Source organism: uncultured Amnibacterium sp., from assembly GCF_964250715.1.
GTDB lineage: Bacteria > Actinomycetota > Actinomycetes > Actinomycetales > Microbacteriaceae > Amnibacterium.
Map to the genome: position 1 here is coordinate 26637 of NZ_CAXUGX010000008.1, position 20845 is coordinate 47481.

Here is a 20845-nt window from a genome sequence, read left to right on the forward strand (position 1 = left end):
GGTGAGCGACGACCTGGCGATCGACGACGAGGACGACTCCGAAGCCACCCAGCGCCAAGGGATCCAGTCGGTCGAGATCGCGATGACCGTGCTGCTCGCCCTGGAGCAGGGTGGCGGGCCGGTCCCGCTGAACGAAGTCGCGCGACGCAGCGGCCAGAAGGCCAGCAAGGTGCACCGCTACCTCGTCAGCCTCTGCCGCGCGGGGCTCGCCTCGCAGTCGCCGTCGTCGAGTCTCTACGACCTGGGGCCGGCCATGCGACGGCTCGGTGCCGAGGCGCTGCGGCGTACCAACGAGGTGACGATTGCGTCGGAGTACGCCCCGCTGCTGCGGGACGACACGGGGCACTCCGTGAACCTCAGCGTCTGGAGCGACGACGGCCCGGTGCTCGTGCGGTGGGACTTCGGTGCCCACGTCCTGCCCCTGAATGTGCGAGTAGGCGCGACGCTGCCACTGCTCGCATCGAGTGCCGGTCGCGTCTTCCTCGCCCTGCTGCCGCCCCGCATGACGGCGTCGGCGCTGGCGCGGAGCCGCCGCGATCTGCCGAGCCTCGGCATCAGCGACGCCGACGTGCAGCGGATCGAGACCGAGGTGCGTGAGACGGGAATCGCCGCGACGACCGGTGGCGTGATCCCCGGTATCGCCTCGATCTCCGCTCCCATCCGCACCGCGGCGGACGCGTCGCTGTTGGTCGTCACCGTCGTCTTCCCACGCGAGCAGGTCAGCCGCTCCGAGCTCGACCACGCCCGCGGCCACCTCGCCCGCATGGCGCAGACCGTCTCCCGGGAGCTCGGGTACGACGAGGAGCGCATCGCCTGAGCCGTGCTCAGACGCCGCCGAGGTCGTCTCCGGGCCCAGTGCCGCGGGGCGTCCACCGCTCCTCCACCCGGCCGAACCGCCAGGTCGCGAGCGCGGCCAGCCAGGCCACCAGGAAGAAGCCGGCGATCAGATAGCCGGCCTCGCCGAGATCGACGCTGGCGAGCACGGAGAGCGGACCGGTGGTGATACCGGCTCCGTCCACCGCCACCCCGGCCAGCTCGACGCCGCCGATGACGAGTGCGACCGCGACGGAGACCGAGGTCACGGTCAGGTTGTAGAACACCTTGCGCACCGGCTTGGCGAAGGCCCACCCGTAGGCGGCGGTCATCAGGATGCCGTCCACCGTGTCCATCAGGCACATTCCAGCGGCGAAGAGCACGGGCAGCACCAGGACGGCGGTGAACGGCAGGCCGAACGCAGCCGCGCCGCCGGCGAGTACCAGCAGGCCGACCTCGGTCGCGGTGTCGAAGCCGAGCCCGAAGAGCAGGCCGACCGGATACATGTGCCGCGGCTTTCGCACGCCCGCCGTGACGCCTCCGAGGAACCGGTTCATCAGCCCTCGCGACTGCAGGCGCGCCTCCAGCGCCGCCTCGTCGAAGGTGCCGCGCCGCAGGTCGCGGAACACCCGGATGATGCCGACCAGCACGACCAGGTTGGCGACGCCCAGGATGCAGAGGAACAGGCCGGACACCGACGCGCCGACCAGTCCGGTGATGGTGTGCAGGGTGGAACCGTCGTCCTCGACCTGACCGGCGAGCGCCCTCACTCCGGCGGCGATCAGCACGGCCAGGGCGAGGACGACCGTCGAGTGCCCGAGCGAGAACCAGAAGCCGACCGACAGCGGCCGCCCGCGCGTGCCCGATCGTCCGGGTGAGCCGAGCAGTGCGCGGGTGGTGTTGTCCACCGCGGCGATGTGGTCGGCGTCGAATGCGTGGCGCAGGCCGAGGCTGTAGGCGAGCACGCCGACGCCGGCGGTGAAGACGGGATGGTCCCCACCGAGCGGATAGCCGTGCGGTACCACGAGGCCGAGCAGCACGCCCACGCCGAGCACGTGCAGCACCACGATCACGGCGCCCATGCCGACGAGCACCCGCCGCTCGCTCGGCGTCATCGAGCCGATGAACGTCCGCACGCGGGCCGTGAGCCCGACGGTGCTCGATGGTCCGGTCATGGTGCCCCTTTGCACACGTCCGAGGACGTCGGAATCTGTGGTGAACGCATTCACTCTAGCGAAATGGGCGTCGATCGACTCCGTCACCCCTACTGCGGTAGGGGTGCGAAGAGGGCTCCGTGGAGGGACGCGGTGCTGCTGTCCGCTCCGTAACATTCGGACAATGACCATCCTCGCTCCGCGGCCCGTTCGACAGACCGAACCTCGCACGACGCGGCGGGGTGGTGCCGAGGTGGCGCACGCGAGTTCGTACACCGCGCTCGCGAAGCGCATCAAGGCCGAGGGACTGCTGGAGCGGCGACCGGGCTGGTACGTGCTGCGGGGACTGGGACTGGTCGCGATGCTCGCCGTCGGCGTCGTGCTGCTCGGCGCGCTCGGCCACACCTGGTGGCAGCTGCTCACGGCCGTCTACTTCTCGTTCGTGTTCACCCAGATCGCATTTCTGGCTCATGACAGCGCGCACAAGCAGATCTTCACCTCGGGCCCCCGCGGCGAGTTGGTCTCTCGCATCATCAGCAACCTGTTCGTCGGCCTCAGCTATGGCTGGTGGATGAACAAGCACACCCGCCATCACGCCAACCCCAACACGATCGGGCGGGACAACGACATCCTTCCGGGCGCGGTCGTCTTCGTCGCCGACGATATGGAGCAGCGCGCCGGCTTCAAAGGGTGGCTGACCTCGCACCAGGGCTACTACTTCGTGCCGATCCTGGCGCTCGCCGGCCTGGACCTGCACGTCAACGCGATCAAGGCGATCGCGGGCGCCGAGCCCGTGCCGCATCGCGTGCAGGAGAGCATCTTCATCGGCGTGCGCCTGCTGGGCTTCGCCACCCTGGTGTTCCTCGTGCTCGGCCCCGTGCTGGGCCTCGTCTTCATGGCGGTGCAACTCGCCTCGTTCGGCATCTACATGGGCGGCACGTTCGCCCCAAACCACACCGGTATGCGGCTGATCGGCCACGGCCAGAAGGTGGACTACCTGCGTCGCCAGGTGCTGACCTCCCGCAACATCTCCGGCGGCTGGCCGATGGCCAAGTTCATGGGCGGGCTCAACTACCAGATCGAGCACCACCTGTTCCCGAACATGCCGAGCGTCAACCTGAAGCGGGCTCGCGTGATCGTGCGGCAGTACTGCGCCGACCTCGGCGTCGAGTACGAGGAGAACACGTTCCTCGGCGCCTGGGGCATCGTGCTGCGCTACATCCACCGAGTCGGTGTCCGCCACGCGGACCCGTTCGACTGCCCGGCCGCCGCCGCCTTCCGCACCGCCTGAGCGGCGCGGTCGGAACACCCGCCCTCACAGAGCACCACAGCAGGACAGGGTCCCGTCAGCAGGTCGGTGGTCGACCAGGAACCTGCCGTCGGGACCTGGTCCTGCTGTCGTGCTTGGTGACCGGGCAGTCCCGCACCGCCGCTGACCGGGGCGGCCGGCAGGTCAGCGGCTGGCGCGGCGGCTTCGGCTGCGGTTCGCGGCGCCCTCGCTCGACCAGACCGGCTGCGATCCGCCTGTTCGGGCCGGCTGCGCACCTCCGGCGCGGGCCGGACGCGACGAGGACTGCGATCCTGAGCGCTGACCGGAACGGGCCGCCGCAGGGGCCTGGCCGCGCTGACCGCCGCGCGCGGGCTGCGCCGACCGGGAGCGGGGCGCATCCCCACGGGGCCTGGAGGGTGCCTGACGCTTCGGCTCGACACGGGGTGCCGGCGTGACGTACTCAGCGCGCTCGCCGACCAGGTCGGTCACCACCTGCGACCGCGAGGTGACCGGCGTCGGCGCAGCGGTGATCTCGGCCTTGCGCAGCAGGATCTTCAGATCCTTCTCCTGCGAGGGCATGACCAGCGTCACCACCGTGCCGGCGGCACCGGCGCGGGCCGTGCGGCCCGAGCGGTGCAGGTACGCCTTGTGCTCGGTGGGCGGGTCGGCGTGGATCACGAGCGCCACGTCGTCCACGTGCACGCCGCGCGCGGCCACGTCGGTGGCGACGAGCACGCGCACCGAGCCGTCCTGGAACGCGGCCAGGTTGCGGTCGCGGGCGCCCTGCGACAGGTTGCCCTGCAGGTCGACCGCCGGGACGCCGGAGGCGGTCAGCTGCTGCGCGAGCTTCTTCGCGACGTGCTTGGTGCGCACGAACAGGATGCGCCGCTCGCTGCCGGAGGCCAGCTCCTGCAGCACCTGCTTCTTCACCTCCGCGTCGGCGACCGCGAGCACCGCGTGTGACATCGTCTCGACGTGCGAGTTCGCGTCGTCCACGGAGTGGGTGACCGGGCGGTGCAGGAAGCGGCTGACGATCTTGTCCACGCCGTTGTCGAGCGTGGCGGAGAACAGTAGGCGCTGCCCCTCGGTCGGCGTCGCGGCCAGGATGCGGGTGACGACCGGCAGGAAGCCGAGGTCGGCCATGTGGTCGGCCTCGTCCAGGACGGTGATCTCGATCGCGTCGAGGGTGACGAGGCGCTGGCGCATCAGATCCTCGAGCCGGCCCGGGCAGGCGACGACGATGTCGACGCCGGCGCGCAGGGCCTGCTCTTGGCGCTGCTGCGAGACGCCGCCGTAGATGGTGGTGACCTTCAGGCCGCTGGCGGTGGCGAGCGGCTCGATGACGGCCGCGATCTGGGTGGCCAGCTCGCGGGTCGGCGCGAGTACCAGGGCCAGCGGACGGCTGGCGCGGCGAGTGCCGCCGGCCAGGCGACCGGCCAGTCGGGCGACGAGCGGCAGCGCGAAGGCGAGCGTCTTGCCGCTGCCCGTGCGGCCGCGGCCGAGCACGTCCTTGCCGGCGAGCGTGTCGGGCAGAGTGTCCCGCTGGATGGGGAAGGGCTCGAGGATGCCCTGCGATGTGAGGGTGGAGACGAGGCGTGCGGGCACGCCCAGGTCGGTGAACTGCGACATGGAGAAGTCCTTGCGTGGTGCGCGCGGCGTTCTGTTCGCCGCGGCGGAAGGCGGGCACACCGGACGGCGTGCTCGTCCGCCGAGTGGACGGGCTCGTTCGCGTGACCAGACAGCCTGATTCCGGATCTGGGCCGATTCGGATGCGGGCCGGGTCGGCGATGAAGACGAACCTCGACGGGTGGCGCATCAGAGCGCCGTAGTCCACCTTAGCGGACGGTGAAGTCCTCCCTGATCGATCCCCTCTTTTGGGGATCGGCATTCGGGTATCCGACTCGGGGACCCACCCGACGTGCCGTGCTCAGCCCGCCGATGGGGTGAGCCGTTCCAGCGCTTCGCGGACGGCGGGCAGGAAGGCGGCCGCCCAGCGCACGTAGCCGCGGTCGTTGGGGTGGAAGAGGTCGCCGGCGGAGCCGAAGACGGTCGCGAGCGCGCCGCCCGCGCTGGTCGTGCGATGCAGCGGGGCGAGCACGAAGCCACGCTCCGCGACCTCGGCGCGGATGATCCGGTTCGCGGCCGCGACCCGGCGGTGCACCGGGATCACAGAGAAGCTCGGCAGTTCCGCAACGATGGTCCCCGGCGGCATCGCATCCAGCACCACCGCCAACTCGCGGCGGAACCGCTCCGGTTCGAACGACCAGATGTCGTTCGCCCCGATCGACAGGGTGCACACATCCGGTTCCAGGGCGGCCAGCCGCGGCAGCTCGTCCAGGATGCACACCGCCAGCGTCGCGCCGTCGATCGCCAGGTTGCGGACGCGGACCGGCCGGCCGGTCTCCTCGGCGATCGCGTCGGCGACGATGCCGACGTACCCGCCGGCCGGGGACGACGCGCCGATACCCAGGGCGGCGGAGTCGCCGACCGCGACGTACAGCACCGCGCCGTCGTGTGCGCGTCCCCGTTCGCGCCAGTAGTCGTGCGCGCCCGGGATGGTGGCGGTCAGGCGGGTGATCCACTGCACCTGCCGCCGGCGCAGCACGAGTGCCGTGCCGCCGACCGCGACGAGCAGCGTCCCCACCAGCGAGAGCAGAATGCCGCCGCTGCGCAGGGACCGGGACCGGGTCATCGGGCGATCGCCACGAGACGGGCGTCGGTCGCGCGCAGCAGGTCGGCGGGCGTGAGCTCGATATCGAATCCGCGCCGCCCGCCGGACACGAAGATCGTCGGATGGTCGGCTGCCGAGGCGTCCAGCAGGGTGGGCAGCGGCTCGCGCTGACCGAGCGGACTGATGCCGCCGACGACCGAGCCGGTGCGTCGCTCCGCGACCGCCGGATCCGCTAGTACCGACCGCTTGGCGCCGAGCGCAGCTGCGACCGCACGCAGGTCCAGGCTGCCGGACACCGGCGTGATGGCCACCGCCAACCGGTCGCCGGCGGTGACCACGAGCGTCTTGAACACCCGCTCGGCCGGGACGCCCAACGCCGACGCCGCCTCCGGGCCGTAGCGCTGCGACCCGGCGGCGTGGTCGAACGGGTGCGCGATGTACGGGATGCCGAACCGGGTCAGCGCCGCGGTCGCCGCCGTGGTCGGTGCCTTCGTTCCCACCCCGGCAGCGTAGGGAATCCGGTCGGTGCCCTCACTGTGCCGGTGGGGGCACGGCGAAGAATTCAGGCCATCGCGAACTGTGCGGCCGCACAGCGGCGTGTCGCTCCTTCGTTTCTCGACTTCTCCTGAATTCCTCGCGGCCCTGCATTGGGTCAGGACTGGCAGCGGGGGCACCAGTAGGTCTCCCGGTCGGTGGAGCCGCGTCCGCTCTGCACCGGATCGCCGAGCGTGCCATCGCGGATGGTCGTGCCGCAGCGGCGGCAGGGCTTACCCGCTCGCCCGTAGACCCAGTCCTGCCGCCCGTCGCGGGTGTCGCCGGTCAGGGTGCGGTCGACGCGGTTCTTGTTCGCCTCCATCACTCGCTTGGTGAGCCCGATCAGCCGGGGCAGGTCGGCGACCTCGGCGACCGGCCTGGTCGGCAGCACGCCCCGCAGGAAGCACAACTCGTTCCGGTAGACGTTGCCCACGCCGGCCAAGTTGCGCTGATCCAGCAGGGCCAGCCCGATCGCCCGCTGCGGATCGGCTCGGATGCGGCGCTCCGCCTCGGCGGCGTCCCAGTCGGCGCCCAGCACGTCCGGTCCCAGGTAGCCGACCACGTCGTCCTCGTTCGCCGCCGGCAGGATCTCGAGCGTGCCCAGGGAGAAGCCCACCGCGGTCCAATCGGCCGTGCTCAGCACGATGCGTGCCTCGTGGGCGGGCCGACGCCATCGGCTGCCCGGCCGGTACAGGTGCCAGGCCCCCTCCATCTTCAGGTGGGAGTGGATGAGGTATGCCCCGACGTGCAGGAGCAGGTGCTTGCCGCGGGCGGTCACCGAATCGACGGTCTGCCCGGTCAGATCGACCGTCGCGTACTTCGGCACGCGCACGTCGCAGCGGGTCAGCACAGCACCGTGGAGCGCTGCGTCCAGGTTGTGCGCTGCGCGGTAGACGGTGTCGCCCTCAGGCACGCAGCCGCAGTCCCTTCGGGAACGAGCCGAAGCCTGCCTGCTGCAGGGCCGTGCCGAACCCCGTGCCCAGCACGAACTCGCCGTCGACCTTCTCGATCGCGAGCGACGGCACGCCGCGCCCACGGACCGTGTCGGCCAGCGCTTGCGCTGCGCCCTGCAGCACCTCGGAGTCGGAGGTGAAGAGCAGCACGGTCTTGCCGCCGCGCTCCACATAGGCGACGAGCCGGCCGTCGACGAGCACCACGAGTGCGCCGGCCTTGCGCCCGGGCCGGTGGCCGGTCGCCCCCTCCGGTCCGCTCGGCCACGGCAGCGCGGCGCCGTACGGGTTGGCGGGATCAGTCGCCGCCAGGCAGACCGTGACCGTCTCGCCGACCTCGTCGTTGGCCGCCCGGTTGAACTCCCGCAGCCGATCGACGGTGCCGGCCGTGGAGAACTGGGCCGCGCCCAACTGCTCGATGAAGTAGCCGCGGCGGGCGCGGCCGGCTTCCTCCAGCGCCGCGAGCGTCTTGTAGACCAGGGCGAAGCCGCCCGGCACGCGCTCGCTCTGCACCGCGCCACGGGTGACCACGCCGTAGCGGTCCAGCAGGATCTCGGCGGTCGCGGCAGCCCGCACGGTCGCGTCCGTCTCGGCCAGCGGCAGGATCGTCCACCGGCCGGCGGCAGTCGGGGGACCGGAGCGGCTGGGCATGCTCGGCCGAACGCCGCGGCCCCGGTAGGCGCGCGCGCGGGGTGCCCGCCGGGGCTGGCGGTGCGCCGTACCGCCCGCGCCGATCAGGGCGCGCACCGGCGCGAAGGTGTCGTTACTGATCAGTCCGGCCCAGACCAGGTTCCAGAGCGCCGCCTGCAGAGCAGCGTCGTCCGAGGCGCCGACCGCATCGACGAGCTGACGGAAGAAGAAGGCACCCCCTCCGCCCAGCACGGCCAGCACCTCCTGCTCCAGCGGCGAGAGGTCGGCCTGCTCCGCATCGGGCAGGGTCAGCGGCACCGAGTCGGCCAGATGCAGGGCGACCCACCCGTCGTTGCCGGCCAGTCGGCCGGCGCCGGACCAGGTGACCTCGCCCGTGGCGGTCAGCTCGTCGAGCATGGCGGGGGAGTAGCCCCGCACGCGGGCCGGCAGCACCAGCGTCTCCCAGGCCGAGGCCGGGATCGGCACGCCCGCCAGTTGGTCGACGACGGTGAGCACCCCGTCGATGCCCCGCAGCCCGCTGCCGCCGACGTGCTGCCAGGTGGGCAGGAAGCGGGCGTAGGCCGCCGCGTCCACCGGCTCGACCTCGCGACGCAGGGCGGCGAGCGACCGGCGGCGGATGCGACGCAGCACCTCCACGTCGCACCATTCGGTCCCCGTGGCGCCGGGCCGGAACTCGCCGTCGGTGACCCGGCGCTCGCCGGCCAGCCGGCGCAGGGTGTCGGTGACCACGGCCACGCCCAGCCCGTAGCGGGCGGCCGCAGCGGAGGCGGCGAAAGGCGCGTGCGTACGGGCGAACCGCGCCACCAGGTCGCCGAGCGGATCATCGACCGGCTCGACGAACGCGATCGGCACGCCGATGGGCAGGGCGACGCCGAGCGCATCGCGCAGGCGGCTGGAGTCCTCGATTGCGGCGTACCGCTGCTCGCCGCCGATGTTCGCGGCGATCGCCCGATGCGAGGCGACCAGGTCCTCCAGCCACACCGCCACCTGCTCGGTCGTGGCCGCGGCCGGTTGCGACTCCGCAGCAGCGGGGTCGGCGACCTGGACGGGCTCTCCGTTCTCGACGATCCCGTCGCCCTGCAGCCGCTCCGCCGCCTCGGCGGCCGTGAGCGGGCCGAGCATGCGCAGCAGGTCAGCGGCGCCCTCCACCCCCTTCAGCCGTCGGTCGGGAGCCACGCGTTGCAGCTCCTGTTCGGTGGCGTCCAGCACGGCCGGATCGAGCAGTTCGCGCAACTCGGCTCGACCGAGCAGCTCCGACAGCAGGGTCGCGTCGAGCGACAGTGCCTGCGCCTTGCGCTCGGCCAGCGGGCTGTCGCCCTCGTACATGAACGCGCCCACATAGCCGAACAGCAGCGACCGCGCGAACGGCGACGCCGTCTGGGTGGTCGTCTCGACCAGCCGCACCTGGCGCGACTCCAGTTGCTCGGTCAGCTGCTTCAGCGCGGGCAGGTCGTAGACGTCCTGCAGCACCTCGCGGATCGTCTCGAAGATGATCGGGAAGGTCGGGAACTTCTTCGCGACGTCGAGCAGCTGCGCCGCGCGCTGCCGCTGCTGCCAGAGCGGTGAGCGCCGGCCCGGGTTGTAGCGGGGCAGCAGCAGCGCCCGTGCCGCGCACTCGCGGAACCGAGACGCGAAGATGGCGGAGCCGGTCACCTCGGTCGTGACGATGGAGTCGATCTCGTCCGGCTCGAACAGGAACAGGTCGGCCCCCGGCGGCTCGGCGTCGGTGTCGGGCACACGCAGCACGATGCCGTCGTCGGCCGCCATCGCCCCGCCCTCGATGCCGTAGCGCTCGGCCAGCCGGGCGCCGATCGCCAGCGCCCACGGCGCATGGATCTGCATGCCGAACGGGGAATGCAAGACGATGCGCCAGTCGCCCAGCTCATCGCGGAACCGTTCCAGCACCAGCGTGCGGTCGCTCGGCACCGAGCCCGTCGCCTCCGCCTGCTCGCGCACGAAGCGCAGCAGGTTCGCCACGGCGCGGGTGTCCAGGCCCAGCCCGGCCGCGAGGGTCGCGGACTCCGACTCCGGAGTGGCGGCGAGCCGCCGCTGGAACGCGCCGATCGCGCGCCCGAGCTCGGCGGGCCGGCCGAGGCCGTCACCCTTCCAGAACGGCACGCGACCGGGCTCGCCGAAGGCGGGCAGCACCAGCACGCGGTCGTGCGTGATCTCCTGAATGCGCCAGCTGGTCGCCCCCAAGGCGAACACGTCACCCACGCGCGATTCGTAGACCATCTCCTCGTCCAGCTCGCCCACGCGGTTGCCCGTGCTGGAGGTGCCGCCGACCAGGAAGACGCCGAACAGGCCGCGGTCGGGGATGGTGCCGCCGGAGGTGACCGCCAGCCGCTGCGCACCCGGGCGACCGGTGATGGTGCCGGCGTCGCGGTCCCAGACGACGCGGGGCCGCAACTCGGCGAACTCGTCGGAGGGGTACCGCCCGGCGAGCAGGTCGAGCACCGCGTCGAAGGCCGACCGCGGCAGGCCCGCGAACGGCGCGCTGCGGCGTACCAGATCGAACCACGCCTCCACGTCCAGTTCGTCGAGCGCGCTCGCGGCAACGGTCTGCTGGGCGAGCACGTCCAGGGGGTTGGCCGGCACGCGCAGCGACTCGATCTGGCCCGTGAGCATGCGGTCGACCGCGACGGTGGAATGGATCAGGTCGGCCTGATGCACGGGGAAGACGACGCCCTTGGAGATCTCGCCGACCTGGTGGCCGGCGCGGCCGACCCGCTGCAGGCCGCTGGCGACCGACGGCGGCGAGCCGACCTGCACGACCAGGTCGACCGACCCCATGTCGATGCCGAGCTCCAGGCTGGAGGTGGCGACCACGCACCGCAGCCGTCCCGACTTGAGGTCGTCCTCGATCAGCCCCCGCTGCTCCTTGCTGACGGAGCCATGGTGCGCTCGCGCCAGCAGCTCGGTCGAGCCTCGGGTCGAGCCGCTCTGCCCGGACAGCGCGGCCGTGGCGGGAGTACCGCGCGGAACCATGGTGCTCCCACCGGCTGCCGCCAGCACGGGCTCGGCCTCGACCGGCTGCGACGCCGCACCCCCCTCCTTCTCCAGCCGCTCCGCGTACTCCTCGTTCAGGCGGGCGGTCAGCCGCTCCGCTAGGCGCCGGGAGTTGGCGAACACGATGGAGGCGCGGTGCTGCAGCACCAGGTCGGTGATGGCGGACTCCACGTGGGGCCAGATGGACCCGGTGCGCTGCTCGGGCATCGGGTCGTCCGGGTCGAACACGGCGCCGGCGGCCGAGCCCTCGGTCGGTTCCGACGGCTCGTAGCTGGCTGGGCCGGCGGCATCCGGATCCGCCATGTCCTCCACCGGCACGACCACAGTCAGATCGAAAGTTTTCTGGGCCTTGGGTGCGACGACCGTGACGGGCGCCCGGCCGCCCAGGAACCGGGCGACCTCGTCGACCGGCCGCACCGTGGCGGACAGCCCGATGCGCTGCGCGGGCTTCGGAAGCAGTACATCGAGCCGCTCCAGCGACAGCGCCAGGTGAGAGCCGCGCTTGGTAGCTGCGACCGCATGCACCTCGTCGACGATGACGGTCTCGACGGTGGCGAGGGTGGATCGCGCGGCCGAGGTGAGCATGAGGAACAACGACTCGGGGGTGGTGATCAGGATCTCGGGCGGTTCGATGGACAGCGCACGCCGCTCGGCCTGGGAGGTGTCGCCGGATCGCACGCCGACGCGGATGGGCGGCGGGGTGACGCCGTGCCGGCGGGCGGTCTGCGTGACGCCGACCAGCGGGCTGCGCAGGTTGCGCTCCACGTCTACGGCGAGCGCCTTCAGTGGCGAGACGTAGAGCACGCGCGTGCCGCTCGGCGCATCCGCCGGACGGGCCGCCAGCCGGTCGATCGCCCACAGGAACGACGCCAGCGTCTTGCCCGATCCCGTCGGCGCGACGACCAGCGCGTGCTGCCCTTTGGCGATCGCCGCCCACGCGCCGGCCTGTGCCGCGGTGGGCGCGCGGAACGCGCCGACGAACCATTCCCTGGTCGCGGCCCCGAATGCTTGCATCACGTCCGGCACGGTCCGGATATTCTGCCCGCCCCCACCGACAGTCCCGCGCGAGCGGGGCGGTGGGAGTGGTCTGGATGGGAGTGGATCGGTGCGATCAGTGCGCCGCCAGAAACGCGGCCACGTCAGCCAGCTCGCCGGCGTCGATGCCGTGGGCCAGCCCGGGATAGACGCGCTCGGTGACGGCGGCGTGCCCGGCCAACCACTCCGCCGTCCGGTCGACGGCCTCGGCCGGGATCACCGCATCCGCGTCGCCGCGCCCCCAGAACACCGGCGGCCGCAGCGCGGCGAGCGCCGCGTCACCCTCGTGCGCGCCGGGGGAGACGAACCCGGACAGCAGCACGACCGCCGCGAATCGCTCCGGCGCGTGCCGCAGCAGCTGCAATGCGGTCGCGCCGCCCTGGGAGAAGCCGAGCAGCCGGACGGAGTCCGGTCGACCGAGCGGCCCGGCGCTCACCTCGTCCAGCCAGGCGAGCACCGCGTCGGCCGACTCGTCGAGCCCGGCACCGCGCACAGGCCCTGCGGGGTCGACCGGCGCCCACGACCAGCCCGGCCCGTAGCGCACCGGCGCCCGCAGCGACATGGCCGGCTCGGTGCCGAGCGCGGGAGCGATGGGCAGCAGGTCCAGCTCGTCCGCACCGAAGCCGTGCAGTACCAGCGTGAGCGCCCGCCCGTCGAGGGAGTCGACGGGCGCCGCGGAGCGCACCGCCGCCGGGTCGATCCGCAGCGCCATACCCGCATCATCGCAGCCCGATGCGACCGGTCCGCGGCGCGGGGTGACCGGCACGGGCGGGGAGCGGACGGAGGGCCAGAGCCCGCCGGGGTATCGCCCGGAGGGCCGGAGCGTCCCCGAGGGCCAGAATGGGGGGATGACCTCGGTGCGCACCCCCGATCCAGAGCCGGGCTGGCTCGGTGACGACGAGCTCACCGCCATCCGCCGCCGCCTGCCGCTGCTCTACGTGGAGGCGGTCCCGGTCCGGGTCGACGGCCTGGGGCAGGTGACCGAGGTGGGGCTGCTGCTGCGCGTCGGCAGCACCGGAGCGATCGCCCGCACCATCGTCTCCGGGCGCGTGATGCACGGCGAGACGCTGCGCGACGCCCTGTTCCGGCACCTGGAGAAGGACCTGGGCCCGATGGCGTTCCCGCAGCTGCCGCCCAGTCCCGTGCCGTTCCAGGTGGCGGAGTACTTTCCCGATCCCAGCCCCACGCAGTACAGCGACGAACGGCAGCATGCCGTCGCGCTCGTCTACGTCATTCCCGTCACCGGCACCTGCGACCCGCGGCAGGACGCGCTGGAGTTGACCTGGCTGTCCCCGGAGGCGGCTGCCAGCGACGAAGTGGCGGCCGAGATGGAGGGCGGTCGGGGTGCGCTGGTCCGCGGTGCGCTCGCCTCGGTGGGTCGCCTGATCTGATCGGCCGGCCCTGTCTGGCCGGCCCCCTCTGAGTGGTCGTCCGTGACCGGGCCGGTTCTCGGCGGGGCAACCGAGGTCGTCGCGATCCCGCCCCTAGGTTCGGCCACCGTGCTGCTCGCCGCCGCCTCGCCGACCGTTTCGCTGTCACTGCTGCCCGCGGTCACGATCCTCGGCGCGGTCATCGCGGTCATCGACGCGGTCTCCCGCATCCGTCGGCACGGCACCGGCTCGATCTTCACCATCGTGGAACTGCCCCTCGCCCTGCTGCTGTTCGTGCGGTCGTTCCCACCGGTGCAGCCCTACGTCTCGACGACCATCGCGACCGCCTACCTCGCGATCCCGCTCGAGGTGCTGCTGATCCTGCTGTTGTTCCTGAAGGGCTCGCGCAAGGGGGCGTGGATCTGGCTGACGGTCGGCGCAGTCGTGATCAACGGGGCCGCGGTGGTGCTGGCGGTGCTGCACCTCGGATAGCCACCGTCGCCTGTGTTCCGAGGACTTCAGGCGATTTCGAGGAACGCAGGAGCACACCCACCCCGACCGCCTGCAACTGTCGCAATCGCCTGAATTCCTCGGCGTGGTCGGCATCGCCAGCCGCACCGCTCACGCTGCGTCGGCGAGCACTCCCGGCTGCGGCGCCTCGTCGAACGAGGGGGCGAGCTGCTGCAGGCGGATGCCGCGCCACTGCCACAGCGCCCAGAGGCCTGCCCACATCGCCGGCGTGGCGACTCCGGCGTCGAACTCGAGCCGGTCGCGGTACAGGGTTGCCGACGGATCGTCGGGATGCGGAGCGACGGCCATCCGGTGGTACCAGCGGGTGATGATCGAGGGCACGCCGCCCAGCCCGGAGCCGTGGTCGCGCACGATCCGCACACCCGAGTGCGTGGTGGTGTCCAGGTCGATGCCGATCTGCTGTGTGCCCATGGGGACCGCGCCCATCGCGAGCAGCCGCACGGGGTGCGCGCCCGGCCCCCAGGTCGCGGGAAAGCCGTCGCGCTCCAGGGACGTGTAGTCCAGCCACGGCCCGGCGACCTCACGCATCACCGTGGGCGACTGCAGCGCCCGCCAGGTGGCCTCGGGCCGGCACTCGAGCCGCAGCTTCAGCTGGATCCGCATCCGCGCAGTGTCGCAGACCGCGCTGGGTGGGGAGGCGCGGAGCAGCTGATCGCCGCACCGGACTACCCGCCCGGAATGCCTGCCCGGGCGGCCGACTTGACCTCCAAGGGCGCGCCAGGAACGGTGCGCCCGCGAACCGACTCGAAGGAGTGCACATGAAAGCCGTTCTGGGAACCACCGTGCTGGCCGAGGCGCCGAAGGACGAGTTGATCTCGATCGAGGGCAACTGGTACTTCCCACCGTCGAGCGTCAAGGCCGACGCTCTGCAGAAGAGCCCGACGCCCTACACCTGCCCGTGGAAGGGCGAGTGCCAGTACTTCACCGTCGATGTGGACGGCCAGCGCCTGCCCGACCGTGCGTGGAGCTACCCGCACCCCTACCCGACGGCGTTCGACCGGGTGGGCCGTGACTTCACCGACTACGTGGCGTTCTGGAAAGAGGTCAGCGTCACCGAGTAGTCCTGCGGGGACGCCGGCCGGGCTCAGCAAGACACGTCCGACTGGCTCAGCCGCTTGCGTGCACGGCCGAGCGGTGACGCCAGATGATCAGCGCCGCCGACGAGAACCGCTTGCTGCATCGCCCGCACGAGTGCGTGCCGGAGGGACGCCGGAAGCGATGGTGCTCGTGTCCGGCCGGGCAGCTTCCGATCCATGGCGCGGCATCCGTCTGCACCTCGCCACGCCAGACGCGGTCGCCGGTGTAGCCGAGCCGGGCTGCGACCGCCTTCCAGCGCGGGCCGTGCGCGGCTGTGTGCCCGGCGATGGCGTGGGCGATCTCATGCAGCAGCACCTGCCGCGCGTCATCGGCCGAGAAGCCGGCCGCCAGATGCCTGGAGACGGTGATCCGCCGTTTCGCGTAGTCGCACGCCCCGGCGCGGCGCCTCGCCTGGTCGAAGCCGAAGGTCCACCCGCCCGGACTCAGGTGCGCTGCCAGCAATTCCTGCGCGATGTCGGACACCTCATGCAACTCGGCCACGGCGTCGACCGTAGAAGGCGCCTCCGACACCGCCCGCACTCCACGCGGACCGTCAGGCGAGCTCGTCGTGAACGAGGCCGTGCGCCCTCGCGACCGCCGCGTTCACGAGCCGTCCCTGCGCGACATTGACGCCCGCCCGCAGCGCCGGGTCCGTCGCCGTCGCCGACTGCCATCCGCCGTCCGCCAGTGCGACGGCGTAGGGGAGGGTCGCGTTCGTCAGTGCCACGGTCGAGGTCCGCGGGACCGCGCCGGGCATGTTGGCGACGCAGTAGAAGCGGCTCCCGTGCACGGCGAAGGTCGGGTCGTCATAGGTCGTCGGCCGTGAGCCCTCGAAGCAGCCGCCCTGGTCGATCGCGATGTCGACGAGCACCGATCCCGGCTGCATGTCGGCGACCATCCGGTCGGTCACGAGCTTCGGGGCCGCGGCGCCCGGGATGAGCACGCTGCCGATCACCAGGTCCGCGTCACGGAGGCGCGACGCGATCTCGTACGGGTTCGAGCGCAGCGTCTGCACTCGCCCTTCGAACCGGGCGTCGAGCGCCCTCAGCCGGGGCAGCGCGATGTCGAAGATGGTGACGTCGGCCTGCATGCCGACCGCGATCGTCGCCGCGTTCTCGCCGGCCACGCCGCCCCCCAGGATCACCACCTTCGCGCGCGGCGTGCCGGTCACTCCGCCCAGCAGCACCCCTCGGCCGCCGTTCGCGCGAAGCAGCTGCTCGGCGCCGGCCTGTACCGAGAGGCGACCGGCGATCTCGCTCATCGGCGCGAGCAGGGGCAGCGAGCGGTCCGCGGGCTGCACGGTCTCGTAGGCGACGGCGGTGGTCCCGGAGGCGAGCAGGGCGTCGGTCAGCGGCCGGTCGGCGGCCAGGTGCAGGTAGGTGAACAGCACCTGGCCCGCGTGCAGGTGGGCGTACTCGGCGGCGATCGGCTCCTTCACCTTCATCAGCAGCTCGGCGTCGTCCCAGACCGCTGCTGCGTCATCCGCCAACTGCGCTCCGGCCGCCTGAAAGGCCTCGTCGGTGAACGAGGAGGCGAGCCCGGCGCCGCGCTGGATCAGCACCTGATGCCCGCGGCCGACGACCTCGTGCACTCCCGCGGGTGTGATGGCGACGCGCGACTCGTTGCTCTTGATCTCGGTGGGAACGCCGATCAGCACGCTGACCCTCTCTCGTCGGTATTGCCGGGTACCCGTCAGTTGTACACGTTGATTCGGCTGAGTACCGGTCCAGCCGAAGATAAGACGGCTGTAGGTGGTGATAAAGAAAGATGCGACGGCTAAGTTGCTCAGATGAGAACTCCGACAACCGCCAGGAGCGCCGTGGAACTCGACGACGTCGATCGCAGCATCCTGGCTGCCCTGCAGCAGGACGGCCGAATGTCCAACCAGCTGCTCGCGGAGCGTGCAGGCGTTGCGGCATCGACCTGCCTTCAACGCCTTCGCACCCTGCAGACGCGCGGAGTCATCCGACGGTTCACCGTCGAGCTGGAGCAGGCAGCGCTCGGCTACCAGCTGCAGGCGCTGGTCTCCATCCGGATCACCCCGAACGCTCGCGCCCGGCTCACCGCGTTCGCCGACCAGTTGGCGTCCGACCCGCAGGTGTCCCAGGTCTTCTACCTGGCGGGAGCGGCGGACTTCATCGTGCATGTGCGAGCGGGCAGCACCCAGGATCTCAGCGACTTCGTGACCGAGCACCTGTCGACGAACCCGATCGTCGCCTCCACCAACACGAGCCTGATCTTCGACCACCGAGCCGGCTCGAACCCGCTCTGAGCGGCGGAGACGCGGGTCAGCCGACCGTCGCGTCCACGGGTATGCGGGTCCGCGCCTCGCGGGTCGCGGCCACCAGGTTGCGCAGCGAGGCGACCGTCTCGTCGTAGCCACGCGTCTTCAGGCCGCAGTCCGGATTGACCCACAGCCGTTCGGCCGGGATGGCGGCGAGTGCCGTGTCGAGCAGGCCCGACAACTCCTCGACGCCGGGCACGCGGGGGGAGTGGATGTCCCAGGCGCCCGGCCCGATCCCGCGGGCGAAGTGAGCCGCGGCGATGTCGTCGACCACCTGCATGCGGCTGCGTGCCGCCTCAATGCTGGTGACGTCGGCATCCAGGGCGTCGATCGCGCCGATGACCTGGCCGAACTCGGAGTAGCAGAGGTGGGTGTGCACCTGGGTGGCGGAGGCGGCGCCGGAGGTCGCGAGGCGGAACGCGCCGACGGCCCACTCCAGGTACGCGGCCTGGTCGGCCCGCTTCAGCGGCAGCAGCTCGCGCAGGGCGGGCTCATCGACCTGCACGACGCGAAGGCCGGCCTGCTCCAGGTCGGCGATCTCGTCGCGCAGGGCGAGGGCCACCTGGTCGGCGGTCGCGCCGAGCGGCTGGTCGTCGCGCACGAACGACCACGCCAGGATCGTCACCGGTCCGGTCAGCATCCCCTTCACCGGCCGATCGGTGCGGCTCTGGGCGAACGACGACCAGCGAACCGTGATCGGCGCGGGCCGCGAGACGTCGCCCCACAGGATCGCGGGGCGCGTACAGCGGGAGCCGTACGACTGCACCCAGCCGTTCGTGGTCGCTGTGAAGCCGTCCAGCGCCTCCGCGAAGTACTGGACCATGTCGTTGCGCTCCGGCTCGCCGTGCACGAGCACGTCCAGGCCGAGTTCCTCCTGCAGCTCGATCACGCGGGCGATCTCGTCGCGCATCGCGGTCTCATATTCCTGAACGGTGATGGATCCGCGCCCCAGGCCGGCGCGGGCCTTGCGGATGTCGCCGGTCTGCGGGAACGAGCCGATCGTGGTGGTCGGCAGCAGCGGCAGCCCCAGCGTCCGCTGCTCGGCGATGCGCTCGGGGTAGGGCGCCCGGGAGCGCTCCGCATCGCCGACGGCGGCGATCCGCTCGCGCACGGCCGCCACGCGCACGCCGGGTGCCTCGGCCCACTGCGCGCGCGCCCGATCGGAGTCGGCGATCTCGCCGGCGACCGCCTGCCGACCCTCGGTCGCGGCGCGGGCGAGCACGACGACCTCGCGCACCTTCTGGTCGGCGAACGCCAGCCGCTCGCGCAGCGCGTCGGGCAGGTCGGGCTCGTCGTCGAGGTCGTGCGGGACGTGCAGCAGGGAGGTGGCGGTGCTGACCGCGAGCGCGCCCGCGAGCGGTGCGACACCCTCGATGGCGTCGACGGCGGCAGCGAGGTCGCTCCGCCAGATGTTGCGGCCGTCGACGACGCCGGCGACGAGCGTCTTGCCGGCGAGGGCCGTCCGAACATCGTCCGGAAGGTCCACCGGGGCAGACCCGCGGATCAGGTCGATCGCGAGCGCCTCGATCGGAGCGCCGGCGAGCGCCGGAAGCGCGGTGTCGAGCGTTCCCCAGGTCGCGGCGATGAACAGCGACGGTCGATTTTCGACAGCGCCCAGCACGGCATAGGCGCGCTCGGCGGCAGCGGCGAGCTCCTCCGCCGGGATCCCCGTGCTCTCCGACACGAGCGCGGGCTCGTCCAGTTGCAGCCATTCCGCTCCCGCGGCGGCGAGCGCCTGCAGCAGCTGGGCGTAGACCGGCAGCAGGTGCTCCAGCCGGTCGAGCGGCCGGAAGTCCGTCCCGGCGTCTTCGGTCGGCTTGCTGAGCGCGAGCAGGGTCACCGGCCCCACGAGCACCGGCCGGGTGCGGTATCCGTCGGCGCCGGCCTCGGCCACCAGTGCGGCGAGCCGCTCGGGAACCGCGCGGAAGGCGGTCTGCTCGTCGATCTCGGGGACCAGGTAGTGGTAGTTGGAGTCGAACCACTTGGTCATCTCCAGCGGCGGCTGCGCCTCGGAGCCGCGAGCGAGGGTGAAGAGCGTGTCGATGTCCGCCGGTTCGAGCTCGCCGAACCGGCCGGGCACGGCCCCGACGGCGAGGGCGGCGTCGAGCACGTGGTCGTAGAAGCTGAACGACTCAGGGATCGCCGACACGTCTCGGTCCAGGCCGAGGTCGGCGAGCCGGGCGCGGGTGGTTCGGCGCAGGTCGGCGGCGGTCGCCTCCAGCTCGTCCCGGTCGGCACGGCCAGCCCAATACGCCTCGACGGCGCGTTTCAACTCGCGGTGCGGGCCGATGCGGGGGTAGCCGAGGATCGTGGCAGTGGGGAAGGCGGTCATGTCGTCTCTTTCGTCGGAGCGGGCGTGAAGCCGATGCGGTGCAGCACGTCGAGCACGGCGCCGGCCTGGTTGAAGGTGTAGAGGTGCAGGACGGGCGCTCCTGCGGCGATCAGGTCATTCGCGAATCGGGCCGCGTGGGCGATCCCGACTTCGCGGCGGCCCTCGACAGTCGGTTCGGTGTCGAGGGCGACCGCGAGCTCACGAGGTTCGTCCTCGCCGGACAGTTCGAGCATGCGGCGCAGCCGGGCGGGGCTCGTGATGGGCAGGATACCGGGGACGATCGGGATGGTGATGCCCCACCGGCGGGCCTGCTCGACGAAGGTCACGTAGTCCTCGGTGTGGAAGAACAGCTGCGTGATGGCCATCTCGGCGCCGGCGACCTGCTTGGCGAGCAGGGCATCCAGGTGGTCCGTCGGCGTGCGGGAATCGGGATGGCCGTTCACGAACGCCGCCACGGTGACGTCCGCGCGCGGCGGCTGCACGTGGAGGGTCCGCACGCCCCGTGCCTCCGGTACCGCGCGTTCGGCCCACTGCTCGCGGTCCGCCAGCACCCGGTGCACCAGCTGCACGAGTTCGGCGGCGGAGTGGATGTCCCCGAGCGGCCGCCCCTCGACCAGGTCGCCGCGGATGGCCAGGAACCGGCGCACGCCAGCGGCGAGGAAGCGTTGCACGAGCGCGGCGGCCTCGGCGTGGGACGACCCCACACAGGTCAGGTGCGCCATCACATCGACGTCGGTACGGTCGAGCACGAGCCGGGCGACGTCGTACGACGCCTCGGTCGTCGATCCGGCGGCGCCGTAGGTGACCGAGAACCAGGCAGGCTCGGTCGCGGCCAGGGCGTCGACGACCGACGGCAGCGCGGCCGCCGTCGCCGCCGAGCGGGGCGGGTAGAGCTCGAAGGAGTGGGGGACGCGGGCTGCGACCATCGGCGTCCTCCTCACGCGCACGCGGACCAGAACCGCCAGGGGCGCTGGTGTACGAAAGCGGGTGCCGGGCTCGGCTGTCGCTGATCGCCCGGGCAGCGACCGGACGCGCGGGAAATGGTAAAACATCCCCGTCGCATGCCGCGCACTGTGACGCCGGGTGACGGGCTCCAGGTGCCGCTGACCCCCGATCGTGGGCTGCCCCCGAGGGTCCCGCTGCGGGATGCTCGAAGTTCGGTAG

Annotated in this window: 18 protein-coding genes; 6 read left to right on the forward strand and 12 right to left on the reverse strand. The window is 72.0% G+C overall.

All coding sequences use genetic code 11. The annotated features are described in order from the left end of the window. Nucleotide 1: 1 nt before the first annotated feature. Nucleotides 2–817, forward strand: a complete 816-nt coding sequence (locus ACFE7H_RS09165) for an IclR family transcriptional regulator (protein ID WP_375400926.1) — start codon at nucleotides 2–4, stop codon at nucleotides 815–817. Between the two features lie 7 nt (nucleotides 818–824). On the opposite strand, the gene ACFE7H_RS09170 is transcribed toward ACFE7H_RS09165, so the two are convergent. Next, nucleotides 825–1988: a HoxN/HupN/NixA family nickel/cobalt transporter gene (locus tag ACFE7H_RS09170; protein ID WP_375400927.1), complete on the reverse strand. Its 1164-nt coding sequence runs from the start codon at nucleotides 1986–1988 to the stop codon at nucleotides 825–827. A 232-nt stretch (nucleotides 1989–2220) separates the two neighbouring features. On the opposite strand from ACFE7H_RS09170, the gene ACFE7H_RS09175 reads away from it, so the two are divergent. Continuing rightward, nucleotides 2221–3258, forward strand: a complete 1038-nt coding sequence (locus ACFE7H_RS09175) for a fatty acid desaturase family protein (RefSeq protein WP_375400928.1) — start codon at nucleotides 2221–2223, stop codon at nucleotides 3256–3258. Nucleotides 3259–3420: 162 nt separating this feature from the next. On the opposite strand, the gene ACFE7H_RS09180 is transcribed toward ACFE7H_RS09175, so the two are convergent. From ACFE7H_RS09180 to ACFE7H_RS09205, 6 genes are all read right to left on the reverse strand, one after another. Next, a complete protein-coding gene (locus tag ACFE7H_RS09180) occupies nucleotides 3421–4866 on the reverse strand; it encodes a DEAD/DEAH box helicase (protein WP_375400929.1) in 1446 nt (481 codons plus the stop codon). A gap of 298 nt (nucleotides 4867–5164) precedes the next feature. Continuing rightward, complete coding sequence (locus ACFE7H_RS09185) at nucleotides 5165–5929, reverse strand: SGNH/GDSL hydrolase family protein (RefSeq protein WP_375400930.1); 765 nt, start codon at nucleotides 5927–5929, stop codon at nucleotides 5165–5167. Continuing rightward, on the reverse strand, nucleotides 5926–6408 hold the full coding sequence (locus ACFE7H_RS09190; RefSeq protein ID WP_375400931.1) for an aminoacyl-tRNA deacylase: 483 nt from the start codon (nucleotides 6406–6408) through the stop codon (nucleotides 5926–5928). Before ACFE7H_RS09190 ends, ACFE7H_RS09185 begins: the two co-directional genes overlap by 4 nt. 152 nt (nucleotides 6409–6560) lie before the next feature. After that, nucleotides 6561–7355, reverse strand: coding sequence for a DNA-formamidopyrimidine glycosylase family protein (locus ACFE7H_RS09195; RefSeq protein WP_375400932.1), 795 nt, complete (start codon nucleotides 7353–7355; stop codon nucleotides 6561–6563). Beyond that, nucleotides 7348–12066 carry an ATP-dependent helicase gene (locus ACFE7H_RS09200; RefSeq protein WP_375400933.1) on the reverse strand — a complete coding sequence of 1573 codons (4719 nt, stop codon included), beginning with the start codon at nucleotides 12064–12066 and terminating at the stop codon, nucleotides 7348–7350. The genes ACFE7H_RS09195 and ACFE7H_RS09200 overlap by 8 nt, the downstream gene beginning before the upstream one ends. A gap of 97 nt (nucleotides 12067–12163) precedes the next feature. Then, nucleotides 12164–12799 (reverse strand): alpha/beta hydrolase, encoded by a 636-nt coding sequence (locus ACFE7H_RS09205; protein WP_375400934.1) that lies wholly within the window; start codon nucleotides 12797–12799, stop codon nucleotides 12164–12166. Between the two features lie 136 nt (nucleotides 12800–12935). On the opposite strand from ACFE7H_RS09205, the gene ACFE7H_RS09210 reads away from it, so the two are divergent. Both ACFE7H_RS09210 and ACFE7H_RS09215 read left to right on the forward strand, forming a co-directional pair. After that, complete coding sequence (locus tag ACFE7H_RS09210) at nucleotides 12936–13478, forward strand: NUDIX hydrolase family protein (protein ID WP_375400935.1); 543 nt, start codon at nucleotides 12936–12938, stop codon at nucleotides 13476–13478. A gap of 42 nt (nucleotides 13479–13520) precedes the next feature. After that, a complete protein-coding gene (locus ACFE7H_RS09215; RefSeq protein WP_375400936.1) occupies nucleotides 13521–13949 on the forward strand; it encodes a hypothetical protein in 429 nt (142 codons plus the stop codon). Nucleotides 13950–14078: 129 nt separating this feature from the next. On the opposite strand, the gene ACFE7H_RS09220 is transcribed toward ACFE7H_RS09215, so the two are convergent. Further along, nucleotides 14079–14591, reverse strand: coding sequence for a hypothetical protein (locus tag ACFE7H_RS09220; RefSeq protein WP_375400937.1), 513 nt, complete (start codon nucleotides 14589–14591; stop codon nucleotides 14079–14081). Between the two features lie 155 nt (nucleotides 14592–14746). Between ACFE7H_RS09220 and ACFE7H_RS09225 the strand changes: the two genes are divergently transcribed. Further along, a complete protein-coding gene (locus tag ACFE7H_RS09225; protein WP_375400938.1) occupies nucleotides 14747–15049 on the forward strand; it encodes a DUF427 domain-containing protein in 303 nt (100 codons plus the stop codon). 46 nt (nucleotides 15050–15095) lie between these two features. Here ACFE7H_RS09225 and ACFE7H_RS09230 read toward each other — a convergent pair whose 3' ends face one another. Then, on the reverse strand, nucleotides 15096–15566 hold the full coding sequence (locus tag ACFE7H_RS09230) for a SprT-like domain-containing protein (protein WP_375400939.1): 471 nt from the start codon (nucleotides 15564–15566) through the stop codon (nucleotides 15096–15098). A gap of 52 nt (nucleotides 15567–15618) precedes the next feature. Further along, complete coding sequence (gene ald / locus ACFE7H_RS09235; RefSeq protein ID WP_375400940.1) at nucleotides 15619–16722, reverse strand: alanine dehydrogenase; 1104 nt, start codon at nucleotides 16720–16722, stop codon at nucleotides 15619–15621. 132 nt (nucleotides 16723–16854) lie between these two features. On the opposite strand from ald, the gene ACFE7H_RS09240 reads away from it, so the two are divergent. Next, nucleotides 16855–17337 carry an Lrp/AsnC family transcriptional regulator gene (locus tag ACFE7H_RS09240; RefSeq protein WP_375400941.1) on the forward strand — a complete coding sequence of 161 codons (483 nt, stop codon included), beginning with the start codon at nucleotides 16855–16857 and terminating at the stop codon, nucleotides 17335–17337. 16 nt (nucleotides 17338–17353) lie between these two features. On the opposite strand, the gene metE is transcribed toward ACFE7H_RS09240, so the two are convergent. Next, nucleotides 17354–19681 (reverse strand): 5-methyltetrahydropteroyltriglutamate--homocysteine S-methyltransferase, encoded by a 2328-nt coding sequence (metE, locus tag ACFE7H_RS09245; protein WP_375400942.1) that lies wholly within the window; start codon nucleotides 19679–19681, stop codon nucleotides 17354–17356. After that, a complete protein-coding gene (locus tag ACFE7H_RS09250) occupies nucleotides 19678–20607 on the reverse strand; it encodes a methylenetetrahydrofolate reductase (RefSeq protein ID WP_375400943.1) in 930 nt (309 codons plus the stop codon). The genes metE and ACFE7H_RS09250 overlap by 4 nt, the downstream gene beginning before the upstream one ends. Nucleotides 20608–20845 lie beyond the last annotated feature (238 nt).

Excerpts from the sequence above, each read along its gene's own strand:
- ACFE7H_RS09170 (WP_375400927.1), bottom strand. The coding sequence starts at position 1,988 with ATGACCGGACCATCGAGCACCGTCGGGCTCACGGCCCGCGTGCGGACG.
- ACFE7H_RS09180 (WP_375400929.1), bottom strand. The coding sequence starts at position 4,866 with ATGTCGCAGTTCACCGACCTGGGCGTGCCCGCACGCCTCGTCTCCACC.
- ACFE7H_RS09185 (WP_375400930.1), bottom strand. The coding sequence starts at position 5,929 with ATGACCCGGTCCCGGTCCCTGCGCAGCGGCGGCATTCTGCTCTCGCTG.
- ACFE7H_RS09200 (WP_375400933.1), bottom strand. The coding sequence starts at position 12,066 with ATGCAAGCATTCGGGGCCGCGACCAGGGAATGGTTCGTCGGCGCGTTC.
- ACFE7H_RS09205 (WP_375400934.1), bottom strand. The coding sequence starts at position 12,799 with ATGGCGCTGCGGATCGACCCGGCGGCGGTGCGCTCCGCGGCGCCCGTC.
- ACFE7H_RS09210 (WP_375400935.1), top strand. The coding sequence starts at position 12,936 with ATGACCTCGGTGCGCACCCCCGATCCAGAGCCGGGCTGGCTCGGTGAC.
- ACFE7H_RS09220 (WP_375400937.1), bottom strand. The coding sequence starts at position 14,591 with ATGCGGATCCAGCTGAAGCTGCGGCTCGAGTGCCGGCCCGAGGCCACC.
- ACFE7H_RS09225 (WP_375400938.1), top strand. The coding sequence starts at position 14,747 with ATGAAAGCCGTTCTGGGAACCACCGTGCTGGCCGAGGCGCCGAAGGAC.
- ACFE7H_RS09240 (WP_375400941.1), top strand. The coding sequence starts at position 16,855 with ATGAGAACTCCGACAACCGCCAGGAGCGCCGTGGAACTCGACGACGTC.
- metE (WP_375400942.1), bottom strand. The coding sequence starts at position 19,681 with ATGACCGCCTTCCCCACTGCCACGATCCTCGGCTACCCCCGCATCGGC.
- ACFE7H_RS09250 (WP_375400943.1), bottom strand. The coding sequence starts at position 20,607 with ATGGTCGCAGCCCGCGTCCCCCACTCCTTCGAGCTCTACCCGCCCCGC.